The organism is bacterium (assembly GCA_024228115.1).
Lineage (GTDB): Bacteria > Myxococcota_A > UBA9160 > UBA9160 > UBA6930.
Window position 1 is genome coordinate 1 of the sequence record JAAETT010000171.1, and the last position, 17,433, is coordinate 17,433.

15 protein-coding genes are annotated in these 17,433 nt (G+C 63.7%); 5 read left to right on the top strand and 10 right to left on the bottom strand.

Annotation, left to right across the window (positions count from 1 at the left end):
- Window positions 1-105: 105 nt before the first annotated feature.
- From GY937_08555 to traF, 3 genes are all read right to left on the bottom strand, one after another.
- Entirely contained in the window at window positions 106-2,310 is a 2,205-nt protein-coding gene (locus GY937_08555; protein ID MCP5056757.1) for a type IV secretory system conjugative DNA transfer family protein, read from the bottom strand.
- A gap of 102 nt (window positions 2,311-2,412) precedes the next feature.
- Complete coding sequence (locus GY937_08560; protein MCP5056758.1) at window positions 2,413-4,071, bottom strand: DUF3363 domain-containing protein; 1,659 nt, start codon at window positions 4,069-4,071, stop codon at window positions 2,413-2,415.
- 251 nt (window positions 4,072-4,322) lie between these two features.
- On the bottom strand, window positions 4,323-4,889 hold the full coding sequence (gene traF, locus GY937_08565) for a conjugative transfer signal peptidase TraF (GenBank protein MCP5056759.1): 567 nt from the start codon (window positions 4,887-4,889) through the stop codon (window positions 4,323-4,325).
- Window positions 4,890-5,091: 202 nt separating this feature from the next.
- Between traF and GY937_08570 the strand changes: the two genes are divergently transcribed.
- The 3 genes from GY937_08570 to GY937_08580 all read left to right on the top strand — a co-directional run bounded on the left by GY937_08570 (window position 5,092) and on the right by GY937_08580 (window position 7,952).
- Window positions 5,092-5,913, top strand: a complete 822-nt coding sequence (locus tag GY937_08570) for a phytanoyl-CoA dioxygenase family protein (protein ID MCP5056760.1) — start codon at window positions 5,092-5,094, stop codon at window positions 5,911-5,913.
- A 436-nt stretch (window positions 5,914-6,349) separates the two neighbouring features.
- Entirely contained in the window at window positions 6,350-7,108 is a 759-nt protein-coding gene (locus GY937_08575; GenBank protein ID MCP5056761.1) for a hypothetical protein, read from the top strand.
- A 100-nt stretch (window positions 7,109-7,208) separates the two neighbouring features.
- Window positions 7,209-7,952 carry an HAD family hydrolase gene (locus GY937_08580; protein ID MCP5056762.1) on the top strand — a complete coding sequence of 248 codons (744 nt, stop codon included), beginning with the start codon at window positions 7,209-7,211 and terminating at the stop codon, window positions 7,950-7,952.
- Window positions 7,953-8,057: 105 nt separating this feature from the next.
- On the opposite strand, the gene GY937_08585 is transcribed toward GY937_08580, so the two are convergent.
- The 6 genes from GY937_08585 to GY937_08610 form a co-directional block, all read right to left on the bottom strand.
- Window positions 8,058-8,783, bottom strand: a complete 726-nt coding sequence (locus tag GY937_08585) for a phosphotransferase (GenBank protein ID MCP5056763.1) — start codon at window positions 8,781-8,783, stop codon at window positions 8,058-8,060.
- A 380-nt stretch (window positions 8,784-9,163) separates the two neighbouring features.
- On the bottom strand, window positions 9,164-10,138 hold the full coding sequence (locus GY937_08590) for a hypothetical protein (GenBank protein MCP5056764.1): 975 nt from the start codon (window positions 10,136-10,138) through the stop codon (window positions 9,164-9,166).
- Window positions 10,139-10,608: 470 nt separating this feature from the next.
- The gene (gene rrtA / locus GY937_08595; GenBank protein ID MCP5056765.1) at window positions 10,609-11,274 is read right to left on the bottom strand and encodes a rhombosortase; all 666 of its coding nucleotides are present in this window, start codon (window positions 11,272-11,274) and stop codon (window positions 10,609-10,611) included.
- Window positions 11,267-12,121, bottom strand: coding sequence for a rhombotarget lipoprotein (rhlP, locus tag GY937_08600; protein MCP5056766.1), 855 nt, complete (start codon window positions 12,119-12,121; stop codon window positions 11,267-11,269). The genes rrtA and rhlP overlap by 8 nt, the downstream gene beginning before the upstream one ends.
- Before the next feature lie 293 nt (window positions 12,122-12,414).
- Entirely contained in the window at window positions 12,415-12,933 is a 519-nt protein-coding gene (locus GY937_08605) for a transposase family protein (GenBank protein ID MCP5056767.1), read from the bottom strand.
- Window positions 12,934-13,323: 390 nt separating this feature from the next.
- Window positions 13,324-14,160 carry a transposase family protein gene (locus GY937_08610; protein ID MCP5056768.1) on the bottom strand — a complete coding sequence of 279 codons (837 nt, stop codon included), beginning with the start codon at window positions 14,158-14,160 and terminating at the stop codon, window positions 13,324-13,326.
- 549 nt (window positions 14,161-14,709) lie between these two features.
- Between GY937_08610 and GY937_08615 the strand changes: the two genes are divergently transcribed.
- Window positions 14,710-15,159 (top strand): hypothetical protein, encoded by a 450-nt coding sequence (locus GY937_08615; protein ID MCP5056769.1) that lies wholly within the window; start codon window positions 14,710-14,712, stop codon window positions 15,157-15,159.
- Window positions 15,156-16,847 carry a hypothetical protein gene (locus GY937_08620; protein MCP5056770.1) on the top strand — a complete coding sequence of 564 codons (1,692 nt, stop codon included), beginning with the start codon at window positions 15,156-15,158 and terminating at the stop codon, window positions 16,845-16,847. The genes GY937_08615 and GY937_08620 overlap by 4 nt, the downstream gene beginning before the upstream one ends.
- Window positions 16,848-17,027: 180 nt before the next feature.
- On the opposite strand, the gene GY937_08625 is transcribed toward GY937_08620, so the two are convergent.
- The gene (locus GY937_08625; GenBank protein ID MCP5056771.1) at window positions 17,028-17,393 is read right to left on the bottom strand and encodes a transposase; all 366 of its coding nucleotides are present in this window, start codon (window positions 17,391-17,393) and stop codon (window positions 17,028-17,030) included.
- Window positions 17,394-17,433 lie beyond the last annotated feature (40 nt).

Genomic DNA, 17,433 nt, shown 5'->3' on the forward strand with positions numbered 1-17,433 from the left:
ACTCCGAGACGCTTTGGCGCTGGACGGCTGCCTCCCTCAAGATCCGCTCGTAGAGATCCGTGCCGAGGTAGGCCTGCACGTGGTAGGGGCGCTGGGTCCTGGCGCTCATCCGTTCCCCTCTGGTTCGTCCGCGGCCGTGCCGTCGCCAGCAGCTCGATCGAGGATCGCCACATGGAGGTCATTCGACGCCTCCGACTGTGTCACGATTCCACTTCCGGCTTCCGAGCCTCCAGCGGATGCGGACGGGGGAGGTGCCCCCTTACCTGTTTCGGACTCCAAATCGGGTCGCTTCGCTGCTTCCCCGGCAGCCCCACCCGTCGAGGGGACCCACAGGTCCGGCTGCGGCCCCGGCAGCCGATCCGACTGCACAGGTGCCGGGATGCGGGCACGCGCAGCCAGCGCGGGGTCGCGGAAGTATCGGAACTTCGTCCCCAGAATCGGCTGTGAACCGGCCACGAAGATGAGACTGGTATCGTCCGGAAGCCGCATGGCTTCGTCGGGGGCCAGGAGGGGTCGTTGTGATTCCTGTTCCGACGCCATGACGTGCATCAGCACCGGGTTGAGGCGGTTGCCGGTGTAGGTTCGGGTCTCCTTGTGGACGGTCATGGCGCCGGCCATGTCCGAGAGCAGGCGCGCTGTCTCGATCTTGTTGGGCGCGTAGGCGAGGCGGATCGGACAGTTCGAAACGATGCTCTCGTCGCGGCCGTAGGCGGCATAGAGCTGCGAGAGGTCCTGCGCGATCAGGTAGGCCTTGATCCCGTAGCCGGCCAGGTAGGCGAGCTGGGTCTGGAAGAAGTCGAGCCTTCCGAGGCTCGGAAACTCGTCGAGCATGAGAAGAAGGCGATGCCGATAGCTCGGCGCTGGGACTCCATTGCGGAATTCCATTCGCTCGGTGAGGCGCCTTCCGATTTGGTTGATCAGCAGCCGCAGTAGCGGCCGGGTTCGGCTCAGGTCCGATGGCGGCACGGTCAGGTACAAGCTCACCGGTCGCTCCTGGTGCATCAGATCTCTGATGCAGAAGTCCGAGCAGGCCGTGTTCGCGGCGACCAGGTCGTCGTGGTAGAGGGTCAGGAACTTCGTGGCGGATGAAAGAACGCTGGAGCGCTCGTTGTCCGACTTGTTGAGAAGCGACCGCGCCGCTCGTGCGACTGCAGGATGAGTGGCGGTCCGCTTTCCGTCCTTCGGATCGACCCACCCACGTTCAAAGGACGGGTCATGCTTCGTCGAGAGCATCTCATTGAGCACTTCGTCCACCGCGCGGTGAGGATCGGTGAGCAGGTCCAGGCAACCGCGGAGGCTCTTGTCCGGCCCCGCGTAGAGCACATGGAGGATCGCACCACTGAGAACCTCCTGGGCCGTCAGGTCCCAATGGTCCTTCGCACCATCGCCGTCTGGATCCACGAGGATGTCGGCGATGTTCTGGACGTCGCGGATCTCATGCGGCCCCCGGCGGACCTCGAGGAGCGGGTTGTACCGGGCGGCGGATCCGTCCTCGCAGGTCGGATCGAAGCGAAGGCACTTGCTGCCGAGTTGGCGCTGGCGCCAACCAGCCGTGAGCGCCCAGTTCTCTCCCTTGATGTCATTCACGAGCACGGAGTGCGGCCAGGAGAGGAGGGTGGGGATGACCCATCCGACCCCCTTTCCCGACCGCGAGGGTGCGAAACCGAGGACGTGCTCTGGGCCGTCGTGGCGAAGCGGCTCCAGCTTGCCGCGGCGTCGGATGGCGCCCACGTAGACGCCCGCGTCGTTGACAAGCCCGGTCGACGCGATGTCGCCTGCTTTGGCCCAGCGTGCGGAGCCGTGGCTATCGGTATGGCCGCCGATCTTGCGGGCTCGGCGCACTGCGAGCGCAATGCCCACTACGAAGACGAAGTGTGCCGGGACGCCGATCAGCCAGTGCCCCGTCTGCCATACCGCCTCCGTTCCGGGGACGTGGCCAAAGCGAAGCTCCCAGCGGAAGAAATCCCAGGGCGCATAAAGGGGACCGAGCCAACTCGCTCCGGCCAGGACGGCTGTGAGTAGGCAGCCAAACGACCAGGGCCGCGTCCGTGGGAAGGCGAGGGCGGCGATCGCTGCTCCAACGGCGACGATTGCCAGGGCCCCGAACCACAGCTGTTCGGTTTGGCCGGGTGCGAAGAGCGGCGTGCCGAGGCCGGTCTGGAAACCAAGCTTCCAAGCTGCCCACTGGGTCACCGTCCAAAGGAGCAATACGAGAGAGCCCACGATCGCGAGAGTGGAGCCGACGAAGATGCCGGCGGCCGTGTTTCGTTCGCCGCTCGTGGGGAGGCGGTAGAGAGTCTTGGGTTGCATGTCCGGCTTCCAGCTGCGGAAGACCGGTCATCGCGGGGGATCATCAGTATGGCACTTCAGGGCCGGCCGGCACGAGCCGCCGGGGCTCGTTCGTTCTCGGACTCACCGGCCTCGGTCGTGCTGATGGTTGTGCTCGAGATCGTCCAGAACCCACCGAACGCGGCGCTGCTCGCGCTCTTCTTCGGCGGCCTGAAGAGCCCGGGCGCGAACGTCGTGTCCGAGTTCGGCGCTCTCCTCAGTGCGAATTGCGGTCAGCTCTAGGCCGGTGTCGAGCACGGCGTGCCGGTTTCCCTCTGTGTCTTCGCCGTAGCCGACCAATTGCCCGCGATGGACGCGGCCAGCAACCGGCTCTGCCATGCGTAGGGGCTTGCCGTGCCTGTCCTTCAGATCCTCCAACGCGAGCGGCGTGCGCTCGCGCTGCGTCATCCTGGCTTCCACCATCTGTTCGGCTCCTCGTACGGCCTCAAAGGCCTCGTGATCCTGCCCTTGTCCGATGCGACGGATCATTCCCGCGCGCTCCAGAAGCGGGACCCGAGCGCGGACGGCTTCCCACCAGCGCCGCGCGAATCCCTGGCTTTCCGGTGGGCCAGGGGGGCTGCCGGTCTGCCGGATGGAGGTGATCGCATCGAGGTCCAGCGGGGTGGATGCCGAGTCGACTTGTCGGAGGCTCCGGAGCGTGCCGTGCTCGCGGATCCCGACTTCCGTGGAGCCTGGCTCACCCCAGACGCGAACCGTCACGACCTTGCCCGGTCTGAGGCGGCCGAGGCCGCGGAGGTTCTGAATCGACGGAGACTGCGGAATCGCGTGACGTTTACCATCCGCGCCTTCGATGATCAGGAAAGGTTGGTCCATCGCCTCGTCGAACGCCGCGCCTGCGACGCGGCCTCGGATCTGTGCTCCGGGTCCCAGGCTCGAGAGAGCAACTGGCGAATGCCGGTCCGAAATTCCAATTCCAGCACTCGCAAGGCTCTTCTGAATGTCCCCGGATACCTGGATCTGTCGGAGCCCGGCTTCGAGCCGATCGGAGATTCGCCACGACCGGTCATCCACGCGTTCGGCAAGGCCCAGGCCGTCGAGGTACGCGAGTCTCCGCAGGTCCTGGAGGCGGCGCTCCTGCGCTGCCGGATGCACCGGCACAGGGCCAGAGAAATCGATGACCCCGTCATTTCGTGCCTGTCGCCGCAGCGATCGATCGATCTCTGTTACACGAGGAGCGTCTACGGCCCGCTCGCGCGCCTGCCGGCGATCAAGATCGAGACGAGGGCCGAGGGACCGGGTCAAGAGCTCCTGGCTTCGGCCGCGGATTCCGTGTCGGACGTAGTCCCTCGGTAGCCGCAGCCATCGGCCGCGTTCGTCTACCCCGCGAATCGTGATGTGGACGTGGGGGTGGTCGGTGTCATGGTGGTCGATGGCTGCCCACTCGAGCTTGGTTCCGAGGTCTTCTTCCATCTGGGTGACGAGTGATCGGGTATGAGCCTGGAGGTCGATTCGGTCACCGACTTCGGGAGAGACGACCATCTTCCAGAGTCTTCGGTCGCCGGCTTTCTGCCAACTGTCGAAGCGGTCCGGCAGGTAGACGCTGTCGCTCTCCGCGTCGAAGCCGGCTCCCCGCTCGCCATCACGTTGCGCCCCAGCGCGGCTCAGATAGTGGCCGTGAGCACGCCAGCGTCCCGGTTTCCCCGTCGGTGTGAACGAGGCCTTCACCAGACTTCGCTGCTGGCTGCTCCCCCGGGCGAATGAGGAGACGCGCGTTCCCCGCATGCCCGCCCTCCGGCGATTGCCGCCGGAGAGGCTGCTGGAGACTCGGCGCAGCGAAGCAGCGCCGCCTACTTCGCGCCGGATGGTCGAAGGTCTGAGGCGGGCAGCGGGCGAGGTGTCATGGGTCGCCGTGTCGCCAGGCGGCAGCGTCGGCACAGACGGTTCCCACCTGCTCTGCTGCTCCCGGTGATGGGCGTTCTCGGGCGCCTTGTTCGAATCGGTTCGAACTCGTCCGGAGCGCTGCCGACGCGCGGTCACCGGTGCCCCGGGTTGATGGTCAGCAGTGGGCGCACGCTGGCCTTGAGGCTCTCGATCGGGATTGGACCGAAGTAGCGGCTGTCCCAGCTTCGGGTGTGGATGAGCCCCTGGACCCAGACCTGGCCGGGAGGCAAGACACGGACTCCGAACCGGGCGTGCGCAAGAGGCCGCCCCGAGCTGTCCAACGCCTGGATTGGCACCTGAAGGAGCATCGCTCCATTGACCGCCAGGGATGACTCATCGAGAGCGATCGTGTCACCAGGGAGCCCTATCAACCGCTTGAGTGCGGGGCTGCTACCGCTCTGACACGTGCCCGCTGGCAGGTACCCGCGACGCCTGCCGAGGGTCTCGACCCGGAGCGGGAGGCAGAGAAGTATGAGTTCGCCGCGAGCGAACTTCAGCGGGCGCTCGAGATAGAAACCCACCGGCGCCGACGCGGTCCAGTTGAATCGAACGCCGGACTTCTGGGCGTTGGCGGCGAACAGAAGACCAAGACCAACCAATCCGAGCGGCCAGAAGCACCGGGCATGAACCAGGCGGCGGCCTATTCCTTCACGACCCATCCTGGCGATGATGAATCAAGTTCCGTGCCACATTCGTCTGCGGCTCAGATCTGAGCTTGGCCCAGCTATGTGGATAGAGGCCGATCCGCCGTCCAACAAGCGGTGAAGCTGACGCCCACAGCTCGCTCAAATCCATTCGTGGTACCGTTCTGGCAATGGGCGTCGTGCCCCAGCGTTGGTGCAGCGCTGTCTGTTGCAGCTGATGGTCGGTCCTTTGAGTGGAGTGGATCTCGTGAACGCACTCGGACCGCTTCGAGATGAGGATCTCAATCGGTTCGTCACCGATGGCTACCTCCGTCTGAGCGGGGTCGTGCCTGACGAAGTCGTGAACCGATGCCGTGAGTGGCTTTGGCAGGCAATGAAGCTCGACCCCGATGACCCGACGAGCTGGAGAGATCCCGTCGTTAGGGTATTCGGATCGACGGCCAAGCCGTTCATGGACGCGATGAACCGCCCAATTCTCTGCGCAGCGCTCGATCAGGTCGTCGGCTCCGGGAACTGGCAGAGACCGATCGTTGGCACGGGTACGTTTCCTGTTCGGTTCCCAAGCGAGGAGGATCCAGGAGACGCAGGTTGGCACATCGAAGGCAGCTACTCCGTTGATGGCCGGTTGTTCGTCAACGTGGCGTCACGCGATCGAGCGCTCCTGATGCTCATCCTCTTCTCGGACGTCGGGAAATCGGACGCTCCTACGCGCATTCGGAGGGGTTCACATCTACTCGTGCCGAAGGCGCTCCTGGCCGCTGGAGAGGCCGGTTTGCCTTTCGAAGAAGTCGTCCCCCGAGTCGCCGGAGTGGATTCTCTTCCCGTGGATCTGGCAACTGGCGAGGCGGGCGACGTATTCCTCTGCCACCCGTTCCTGGTGCACGCAGCCAACTGGCCTCACCGAGGAACGGTTCCGCGCTTCATGTCCCAGGCGGGTCTCGTCCCGTCGAAACCCCTCGATCTTGGCGCTTCGACTGGGTGGCACTCTCCTGTAGAGCGGGCGATCCGAATCGGCCTCGGTGAAGAACAAGCTGAATAGCCAAGAGTTGAACCGGACTGTCAACAGCAGGGTTCAATTGACCACGGGTGCGATTTGGCGGCATACTGGGTTGCCAGGGTCGGGGCCGGTCAGCGCTGTCGGCAGCCGGTCAACGCCGATCCGTGATAGCGCGGTCAGTCGTAGCTAACGCGCGACGTCCGCCCATTCGATATCGGTTGGGGAGGATTGCAAGATGAGGGCCAGCGTTGCGTTCCTCGTTCTCGGGCTCACTGGTGCCCTTGAGCTCAGCGCGAGCGGGGAACCAGCACCGCCGGCGGCCCGTGCATGGTCCTTCCCGATCGATGAGCTTGCGGCCGCTCGGATCTCCGCGATCCCGCGTGAGGACCTACTCAGCGACGCGGTCTTCGTGCGAACTCTCTCCGGAATTCTCACTAGCTCACTTTCGATCGAGGGTAAGGTCGACGCTTTCACGCTCATGCTTGATCGCATCGGGTGGCTTTTCGCTGGATCTCAACGCCTCTTCCCGAATCGCGGATATCTCGGGACCTTCGGAGGGCAGGCTACAACGTACTTTGCCTACCAGGAGCAGCTCGACCAACATCGAAGCCTTGCTCCTGATTTTTTTTCGCTCAGTCGAGTCAACTGTTCCAAGAACGTTGTTCGATGTTCCAGTGGACTGCTTCTCGCGGCGCTAGTCGGCCCTCAGGCCGCTGGGGCTGAAGTGACGCGGCTGGTCGATTCCTCTGCTGAGCTTTCAGCAGAGGTTCCAGACATCCTCATCCACTCAATCACCCTCGCAGCCGCGTTGAGCCGCGACACTGAGACGGTGCTTGGGCTCGTGCCGTTGCTCAACCGTGCGTCTTCGGAAGAGAGCCGAGAAGACGTAATCTGCGCCCTAGCCCTCTACTCGTCGCCGGCGGCCGTAGCTGCGATCACTGCTTTTGTGGAGGCCCAGCTGCCCGCGTCTCAAGACAACGCGGTACAAACCGGCCTGGCCGCTGCCAAGCTCAGGCTGGACTCAGACGAGTTCGAGGCGTGGCAAGGTCGCCTCCGAGCCAGCCTCAATTCCGAGCGCAAAGAGGTCCTGGACGACATAGGAGCCAGGGGGTTCTTGCCTCCGATGCTTAGTTCTGAGCCGCTGGTGAAGCTCTGGGATGGAATTGGCACGGTCATCTACGACGATGGCATGCAGCTGCTGCACCCCTCCGGCTTCTCCTACTTTCGGGGCCGCTAGCCGGACCGGGCCGCGACCATGCTGGTGCGGACTTCGAGATTTTGGGACGGGCCCTTGGGCCGCTTTCGCAGCGAGCCGGCTTTGCCATAGACTCGGGAAGATGGTCCGCTTCGTCGTATTCGACTTCTTTGGAACGCTGGTCAGCTACGCGCCGAATTGGACCGGGGAGGGATTCCAACGAAGCCACGAGCTGCTCAGAGAGGCCGGAGCGGACCTGGGGTACCAGGCGTTTCTGGAGACCTGGGACCGAACCGCTCAGGCGTTCGAGGAGAGAGCGGCTCTGCACCTAGCCGAGTACTCCATGGAGGAGCTCACGAGCGCATTCCTGGCTCAGTGTCCTGGCCTCAGAGTCAACGGCCAAGACGCTGGCCTCGTGGACGCGTTCGTGGCGACCTACGTGGAGGAATGGAGCCTGGCCGTGACGGAAATCCCAGGAGTCGACGCGATGTTGGCAAGGCTGAGGGGTGACTACACGCTTGCGGTGCTCAGCAACACGAATACCGAGGAGCTGGTTCCAAGCCTCCTCGAGCGAGTGGGAATCGCGCATTGCTTCATCGAGGTCGTGACCTCAATCGAGCTCGGCGTGCGAAAGCCTGGCATTGCGGCCTTCGAAGCAGCGCTCGGGAAGCTCGGGGCAACAGCCTCTGAGTCGGTCTACATAGGCGACAACTTCGAAGCCGACTATAGGGGAGCGCGGAGGGCCGGGATGAGTGCGTTCTTCGTTGGCAGCCGCGACGGTCGGTCCCAAACACAGCTTCCGGAACACGACCGGCTCGATTCGGTCCTCAATCTTGAACGGCACCTCCCCCACCTAGTGTCCCGGATTTCCGGTCAGAATCTGTGAGGCCGCGAGGCTCGGAGAGAGCTGCGTGGGGTCAAAGCCCGGGACATAAGGTCCACCACGTCCCCAGTTTCTGTTGGTCGTCGGCGAGCAGTCGCTCGACGCGTGCTAAGCGTTCAATGCGCTAGCGAGGAGTTCCAGGTGGACCTCCACTGCTTCTCGCTCCTGAGGCGCGGGAACGGTCTTTTGAGAGCACCAGACGACGACGCAGGCGCTTCGAAGGAGGCGAAGTTGGGCCAGCAGGCCGAGGTCATGCGCCTCGTTTTGGAAGGAGATAGGTAGCGCCGTGAGGTCCCATTCGGCTGGCCCAATACAAGCAGATTCGAGGTCGAGCCAGAGCGTCTCTCCGTGTGACTTTGTCAAGTTGCCAACATGTGGGTCCCCGTGAAGGGGACGCAGTTCACCGCGAGGAATCTCCAGTTCATCGAGAACAGAGAATGCTTCCCGAAGGAGTCCGACGGTCCCCGCGCCGCTCGGTAAGGTGGGGAGGTCTAGGCTGGCGGCTGCTTCTCGGCAAGCGAGGATGGGTTCCAAGAAATCCGGAAGGGTGCGGTCGTAGCTGTGTAGGCAAGACAGGAGCGCTGCGTAGGCAGCGGAATGCTCAAGGTCATCCGCAGTGACCTCGGCGGGGCGATACTCCCAGAGAGAAACGACCAGGTCATCGAGAACATGAGGGCCGGGGTTCGAACGCCGAAGTGGCGGCACGACGGGGCCTCCTTGGCGGTGAACATGCGCCGCGACCGCCAGCTCCGCAGACCAGCGCTTCGAATTGGCCGACGATGAGACCTTCGCGACGACAGCGCAGGGTTCGAGCAACAAAACTGTGCGGCCCATGGTTGAGATGGGGTGTGCAACATCAGCCTGCAACGCCAGGGATCTTGCGACAGTCAGCGCGGCCCTCTTCTTGGCAATGGCATCTTTGTCCGACACAGTCAACGAAATCTACCAGGAATCGTTGGCCCGGCTCATCCGGCAACGGACGAGCTCGGTTCCGAAGTGAGCTTCAGTAGAACCAGTCGAGCCACCTCGGAAGGAACCTCTCTTCCTGTCAGGTTCAAAAAAGGCAGAGACAACCGTTGCGCTTCCCGCTCGAGATACGACGTGTAGCAGGCGCTCCGCTGTGCGAATTGCCCAGCGAATGAGTCAGGCTCTCTGGAGAATCGGTCCCTTCGAACTCGTTGCTTGAGCACTGATTCACCCCGGTGGAGACGAATTCACGGTTCTTCTCTCGAAGCTCCGAAGGCCGGCGGACGTGAGCGACGTTGCTTGCCGTCGTCGAGACCTCGTGCCCACCCAGCTGGAGGGGGGCTGCCGAGAAGCAGGGGACGCTTCCGCTCAATCGGGCCAGCTGGGTACGAGACCATGCACCCGACGGTTCCGGTTCCTCCGGGGACGACCTCAACAAAATCGATGCCAAGGCTCTGGACCTTCCCATGCGCGCGACCCGATCCGTCTATGATGGTGTGGAACAGGGGATATCGCGTGCCCAAATTGTGTTGGCCTAACATCTCTCCATAGTGGCCTTCGTTGAACTTTTTCATGACGACATGGTCATCGGCAATCGTTTCAACCTGATAGTGCATCTTGAACTCGGACCCTTGCGCCGACCACCCGCGGGCAAGGGCTCTCTCGCTCGCTCTCAATACGCACTCGGTTTCGACGTTGGGCTTAAGATGGCGAAGTGCCCCATAGATATCAGCATCACAGCTGAGCCGAAGCTGGCCGAGTTTATGGCGAACCTCAATCGGATCTTTCAGTTCCTCGGAAGGCGGGGTCTCGCTACCGAACCCGCGTAGCACTTCAGAAAGTTCTTCGTCCGAGTGCTGAGCTCCACCTGGGTTGTCTTCGGCGCTCTTTTCTGCTGACTCTCTTATGAAATCAAGAAGCAGTCGCCTTGAGTGCACCTGGAGCTGGTCTGCTAGCGGTTTCCTGGCTTTCCGGCATTTTCTCCTAAGGCGGTCGTACTCGGCGACGATGAGTGGGTCAGCGGTGTCGAACTCCCGGACGATGACCGTCACGGTGTCGAGAGCGTGAGTCGGCTGTGCTGCTAGGAAGCCGACGAAAACGATGAGTATGGGGCCTGGCCAAGAGAGTCTGACGACCCTGCCCCGAATGCCCCGGGCGCAGGAGACCCACGCTGTAAGGGCGAGCGTCCAGGCAAGTGCGATCGTGACCAGGGTTCGGGGCATACTGGGGACATCGGTGTTTCCCGGAGGTTCACTTGAGTCTGAAGCTTGGGTGCGCCGGCTCCCGAGCAATGCGTCCCGCCGGTCGGCAGGACGAGAGTATTCTGGCTTCCGATTCCACCGATGTTGAAATCTTGACCTTTTCGTACTCTATCAAGGGAACCAAGTCGCCCTGCTTCGGCCCCGTCCGCGACCACTAGCATGGCGCTTCGCGTTCGACTCAGAAGCGCCGGCCCTAGCGGCTACGTTCGCGGCGCGGGGCAGCATGCCGGTTTCTCCTGCAGCCCGGGGACCAGCGACGCCTGACGTACTCGGGCCTGGCTTCGGCGGCATTGTGAACTGGATTGCACCTCCCTCCCGGCGACAAGCCTTGTTCCTGGGAGCAAGCCAAGACTGGCCAGGACACCCCGAGGAATTCCTCATGACACCCAGACGTTATTCCGCCGTTGTCCTCCTGATGATTCTGGTGCCTTTCACCATGCCAGCGACGAGCTTGTCGGGGCCGAGTGCGGTCTCGATCCCGGCGCCGCAGCGGCAGCGGTACTTCGGGTGCGTGTGACGGACGGCGCGGAACCCGTGTCGCAGGCGACGAGCAGCGCTGACGCGGCGCCGAGAACGTGGCTGAACGGCAACAAAGGGTTAGCGACGGTCGCTCGCCCCAGGTCGAGGAGCGAGGTGTCGGTAGCCAGCTCGAAGCCGAGCTTCACGACGAGGCCCGCGAGCAGAGCCAGATGCAGCCTGGACACCTGGCCGCTGTGCCGCATTCCGCGCAGCGCTGCGAGGGCCGTAGCCCCGCAGGCGACGCCAGACAGTCCCGCGAACCGGGCGACATCGGGCCGTAGCAGGAACACGCCGAGCCCCACAACGAGGCCCCCGCCGAGCAACAGCGCAGCGTAGCGGCGCCAGTCCGCGTCACGGAGCAGCACACCACACGCGATGATGACCAGCGCGTTGTGGGCCAGATGGGCCCACGAGTAGTGGACCCAGCTGCTCGTCAAGATCCGCCAGAGCTGCCACGACTTGATGGCGTCGCGCTCGAAAATCCACGCACTCGAAACGTCGGGAACCACGTGGACGACGACCGCGACGACGACCGCAGCCAGCGAGACCAGGACGCTGCGCGGGAGCCGGTCACGCACGTTCGCGAGTGCTCGCGAGGCGAGCAGCGAGCGCTGCCCCCGCGGTCAGGGCCGCCAGGAGTGCGCCCGCGTCACCGCTGTATCCGGGGCGGCTAGATATCTCGTAGTCGTCCGGCCGATCCTCTACGCGCTGCTGGAGATCGGCGAGGGCGACGTCGAGATTTGCGATCAGGTCCTCGCCGGCCTCCTCGAAACCCTGGACGCTGTCGCGCTTGAGCGTGCCTTGAAGGTCGATGGGCGCGGCCCGACCCTTCACGAGGCTGGTGCCCGGCGCGCGGAATAACATCTTCCGACTCTCGATGTCGAACACGGCGGTGTCGATCAACGTGTGGGTGTCGTTCTTCTCCGCGGGGACGATGTAGGCCCCGACGATCGTCCAATAGGTCAGCGCGAGGGCGTCCTGAGTCGTGAATTGGACCTGGTCGTAGGACATCAGGGCGATGACATCGATGCCATACAGGTTCCTAAGTTGGTCGAGGTTGGTGAAGCCACCCTTGCTGCGGAGGTAGACCGCCGGAATAACTTCGATCCGGTCGACGAACTCGAGCCGCTCGAATCGTTCGACCACGCGCTCACTGAACTCTACCTTCTCCTGCTCCGTGAAGCTGTCGTCTGTCGTTCCGTAGTGCGGGTTCGCCGACGGCACGAAGGCGACGCCGACGGTGAGCGGCAACCGGAGGTGCGGGATCGTGGGTTCGAAGTTCCTGCCCTGGCCAGACGGGTCGATGTAGTCGACCAGGCTGGTGGATTGTCCATGCCGGGTTCCCCCAAGCGCGGCACAACCGCCGGCGGCCAGCGCAAGAAGGGTGAGTGCGAGGGGGACTGAGAGTCGAAGGGTGCGGTTCATGTCGGAGTTCCTTGTTCGAGGTGCGAATGCACACACATGCCGGAACCCCTGCGGCGCCGACGTGCCGGTAGCAGCAAGTCGCATGCCAGTCGCCTTCGAACCGAATTCCCGTACGGAAATCAAGTCGTTCGAAGCCGCTTTGCAGAGTCGCACTCGCCGGAGGCCGGAGCGGTGGTACATCCCCTGATCAGCTTCGTACACAGGATGACGCGCCCGGGCGAGCGACTTGGAGGAGACCCGGTCATGGAATTTCTGCGGGCGCGCCTGTCCATCGTCTTTATTCAAATCTCCCTCTACGCAGCCCTCCGGAACTCTCGCGAGTAGCGATGGTGGAGTCCTCCGACCCGCGAAATAGCGACGACCTCTCCCATTCTTGGCGGTTCGATCGGCCGCTCTTCGGGAGTGTCCTTCTCAAGTCCGAGGTGTGTTCGGTCTTCGTGGTAGTAGACGACATACGACTGAATCACTCGACGAAGCTGACGCCCATTGATCGGGATCACATGGTCCAGGCAATCTCTTCGTAGGCTGGCGATCCATCTCTCGGCATACCCGTTCTGCCAAGGAGATCGAAATGAGGTTCGCATCTGTTCGAGCCCAAGCCCGTCGACGCGGTCCCGGAAATTCGTTCCGTAGATCTTGTCGTTGTCACGGATCAGAAACCGACCGGGGAGGTCGAACGGGCAAGCTTTGACAACTTGCTGGGCGGTCCACTCCGCGGTTGGATGGTGGGTTAGGTTGAAGTGAAGGACTCGACGCCGCTCGAGGCTCAGGACGAAGAACACATAAGTGATGCCAAACGTCGCCGTGGGCACGACAGCGAAGTCGACTGCAAGAGTCTCGTGCAAATGATTGCGCACGAACGTTGCCCATCGCTGGCGCGAACCCGCTAGCGGAGGGCGCTTGGGCATATAGCGTGAGACAGTGATTTCGGAGATTTCGATTCCAAGTCTGAGTAATTCCCCGTGAATTCGGGGAGCACCCCAACCGACATTCATCTCTGCCATTTCGATGATCAGCCTACGAACTTCGACGGGAATCCGAGGTCGCCCGAGACCACGCCTTCTGCTCTTCCATCGCCAGAAGAGTCTGAAGCCCCTGCGATGCCAGGCCAATACGGTGGCTGGCTTCACCATAGCCAGACTTTCCCTCCTGTCTGTTCTCAGAACTCGTCGCGGGCCTCCGCTAGGCCGAGCGCCGCGGAATCAAGCCGCGTGGCGCCAGGCGTATCGGTGATGAAGACCGCCCACGCGAGGGAGGGCGACCACCTCTGCGCTCGGCGAAGGCCGGGTCTCGCGGGGGCGTCCATTGGGTGAGTCGCCGAGGACCGTGTGGACCCGTTCGCGGTTGTAGTAGGCGACGTAGTTCGCGAGAAGCCGCCGGAGGTGGCCGTCGCCGAGAACGATCACGTGATCGAGGAGCTCACGCCGACAGGTTCCCACCCATCGTTCGGCGAACCCGTTCTGCCAGGGACTGCGGTACGCGGTGCGTATGGGCTCGATCCCAAGGTTTCGGATCGTGGCGGCAACCTCCGCCGAGAAGATCGAGTCGCGATCGTAGACGAGAAAGGGAAGGGTGGTGTCCAAGGGGAATGCCTCCCGCAGCTGTTGGATCGTCCAGCACGCCGTCGGATTCGTCGTGACGTTGAAATGGATCAGCCGTCGGCGATCATGGTCGAGGACGAACCAGACGTACAAGAGCTGGAAGCGAACGGTCGGGACGACGAAGAAGTCCATCGCCGCGATGGCATCCTTGTGATTCCGTAGGAACGTCAGCCAGTTCTGTTGCCGCACCGGATCCAGCGGCCGCTTGGGGAGGTAGCGCGAGACGGTCGCCAGGCTGACTTCGATACCGAGCTTCGCGAGTTCGGTGTGGATCTTTCGGGCACCCCACGGATTCTCAAGTGCCATGCGCCGGACGAGCAGTCGCACTTCCTTGGGGATGCGCGGCCGGCCGGGTCGCCTCCCGGAGCGAAACCGCCAGTAGAGGCGAAAGCCCTTCCGGTGCCAGCGCACGACCGTCTCGGGCTGGACGGCGACCAAGACCTCCCCCCAGCGAAGCCAGAGCAGGCGCAGCAGGACCCAGAAACCGCGATCCAGGGACGTGAGCGTGGGTCGTCGTCCGGCCTGGCGGAGGACCGCGAGCTGCTGGCGGAGGCGGGCTCGACGAGGGCCTGCTCACTCTGGCTAGTGGAGCAGGGCAATCGCGAAGAGAGTAGGGCCAACACGATTGCGAGGAGCCGCGCACACGCACCAGACTGTCGGGGCTGGATGGGCGTGCGATAGGCTCTCCCGGTTATGATTCAGCAATGGCGGGAGCGGCCGATCCGATAATGAGAACGCGCGGGCGTCGACTTCAAGCTCAACGACTACCTGAGCCTGACCTTTGACTACAAGAACGGAGAGGACGCCCCCGCCTTCGAGGACATCTCCACGTGGGGGCTCGGCCTCGGCGTCAAGGTCTAGGCAGTAGCGGTCTGAGCGCTGTACTTGGGCTCCGACCGGTAGAAAGCCGAGAGGGCAGGGCAGAAGGGCTGAGCAGCTTCAAGTAGGGCGAATAGGAGAACTCACGTTTCCTGAGGAGGACGAAGCATGGTCGAGTCGGTCCGGCTCCACCTCGATCCGAGTTCGATGCAGCTCTGGGTGACATATCAACTCCGATTCCAACCGCATGATCGGGGTGCGTGGTTCCGCGATCTCGTTGAGGTGCGAGGCGCCGGTGAGGAGCGCGTGCTTGTCCGGTTCTCCTCCAAGGCCTGGCAGTTCAATCTGACCGAGGTCGAAGGCGTCGAGCTGTGGGCGGTCTCTCGCCGGACGCCTCCGGTACGGGTTCGCAGGTCCGACCTCGACGAACGTCCGGACGAATCGGAAGTCGAAGCGGTCGTCGTGCGGACTCCCGAGGCCGTGCTGCTCTACGCGCACGAGGTCGTCGTTCCCCATGCCCATCGCATCTACGCTCACGTCCGCGTCGATCCGATCGTCCCCGAAAGGCGCGAGGGGCGATCCGATCTGCACGTCGGCCAGTTCGGAGGCCTCCGATGAGCGGACTGCGTGCGATCTTCTGCACGCTCCTCCTCTTGGGCGTGGCCGCGGAGGTAGACTCGGATACGGCCTCTCCCAGCAAGGGCACCGTCGCGCCGCCGTGGAGTGACCTGACCGAATCCGCCGTTTCGTTCATCGGTCGGGCGCCGCCGATTCTGGTGGATCTGGTGACGCTCGCGTTCTTCGGCATCCTCGCATATCAGCTGCTTCGAAAGGCGGTCTGGAAGATCACCGAAAGGGCGGGCCGCTACGCGTACGCCACGGTAGGCAGAGTCGTCGCGCCAGCTGGCAGGGAGTCGATCGCTGATAGCGTGCGCGCTCGCATCGCCGACGAGCTAGATGCAGCCGCGTCACCCGTAGGAACGATGCTTGATCCTTCTGGCGGCGGTGCGGATCTTCCAAAGATGTTGGAGCTGCAGCCCCAGATCGCTTTCATCGGCCCACTCATCGCCTGGCTCCGCCAGCCCCCGCACTTGCGTATCTCAGGCGCCCTGCACGAGCGCGGCGGCCTATGGTCGGCGTCCGTCGAAGTGACCAACTCGATCGGGCACGTTCTCGACCGGATCTACATCGGCCCCCGTGGCGACCTCGACGAGCTCGCGAAGCGGATCGCCGCATGGAGCGCGCTCGAGTTCCAGCGCCATCGGTTCTGGAAGTCCTCGACCACGCGTCACAGCACGATGGGGACCTCGAGCTGGCAAAGCTATGCCGCGGTCCGCTGCAGTCGACCGAGAGAAGCTCTGATTCACGATCCACGAAACACGCTCGCCATGCTCCACGTCGCGATGGAGGAGACGGAGAGGTTCGATGACCGTGCGGTGATGAGCCGCGGGATCGCCCGGCTCGAGTCGGCACTCGGCGAACTTGAGGAGCTCTCCAAGCCTCTGCAGATCCCCTTCTGGCCGGCCGAGGCCAGGCGGGACCCGCGCTGGTTCCAGTCGAAGTACCTGCTCACGGTCGCGTACTTGCACCGCTTTGCGCTCAGGGAGGAGGATCCGTCTTCCGGGGAAGAGGCGCGGGAGGACGTGGAGAAGGGCCTGGACGTGGCCGTTGAGCTCGCCCGTGCCTTGGGCGCGACGGGGAAGGCGCTGCGACGCTGGACGACTCGTCAGGCGATCGGGGATCGAGACGAACGCTCCCTTCGACTCATGCTCGAGCAGGACGCCAACTTCTTCGTCGGCGTTCTGGCCGGCGCGAAGGCATCGCAGGAATGGTTCGAAAACCCGCAGTCACCTCGCGGGGAGGGCCACGATCACAACGATGATGCCGAGTGGCCCTCCGAGCGCGACCTGTGGAACGGGCTGGCAAGCCTCGACCGGGAGAATCTTCCGGATGCCCACCGGTTGGCGAACGCGCTGTCGGATGATTTTCTTGGGGCGGCGGCCCGCTACAACCATGCGTGCTTCCACGTCCGCGCACGCGAGTTCCAGGCTGCTCTCGAGGACCTGAAGCTGTCGTTCGAGAACCACGGCGAGGCCGATCGGCCTGCGTACATCGAATGGGCGCAGAAGGACCCGACGCTCGAGCCGCTCCGAAGGGCGAAACGGGAAGAGTTCGAATCCGTGATCGCGTCGGTGACTCCTCCGGAGATGGTGGGGGTCGCTCCCACAGCCGACGAAGGTTGGTCGGTCGAAGTCTTCGGCGTCGCGCGCGCCCTGTCCACCCCCCCCTCTTCTTCGAAAGGATGAGGTCTGTGCACGGGCCCACTCCATACTAGGCGCAGGCCAGACGCCAACGCTCGGGATCGCAAAGGCAGGATGTTTGAGGAGTGCCGGAAGTGGCGCGGGTTCGATTCCCGCGCCCGCTGTCTGTCCTCAGAACTCGTCGCGGGCCTCCGCTGGGCTGCCGCGGAATCAAGCTGCTTGGCGCTAGGCGTATCGGTGATGAAGACCGCCCACGCGAGGGAGGGCGACCACCTCTGCGCTCGGCGAAGGCTGGGCCTGGCTGGGGCGTCCGCTGGGTGAGTCCCCGAGGACAGTGTGGACTCGTTCGACGTTGTAGTAGGCGATGTAGTTCGCGAGAAGCCGCCGGAGGTGGCCGTCGCCGACAACGATCACGTGATCGAGGAGCTCACGCCGACAGGTTCCCACCCATCGTTCGGCGAACCCGTTCTGCCAGGGACTGCGGTACGCGGTGCGTATGGGCTCGATCCCAAGGTTTCGGATCGTGGCGGTAACCTCCGCCGAGAAGATCGAGTCGCGATCGTAGACGAGAAAGGGAAGGGCGGGGTCCAAGGGGAATGCCTCCCGCAGCTGTTGGATCGTCCAGCACGCC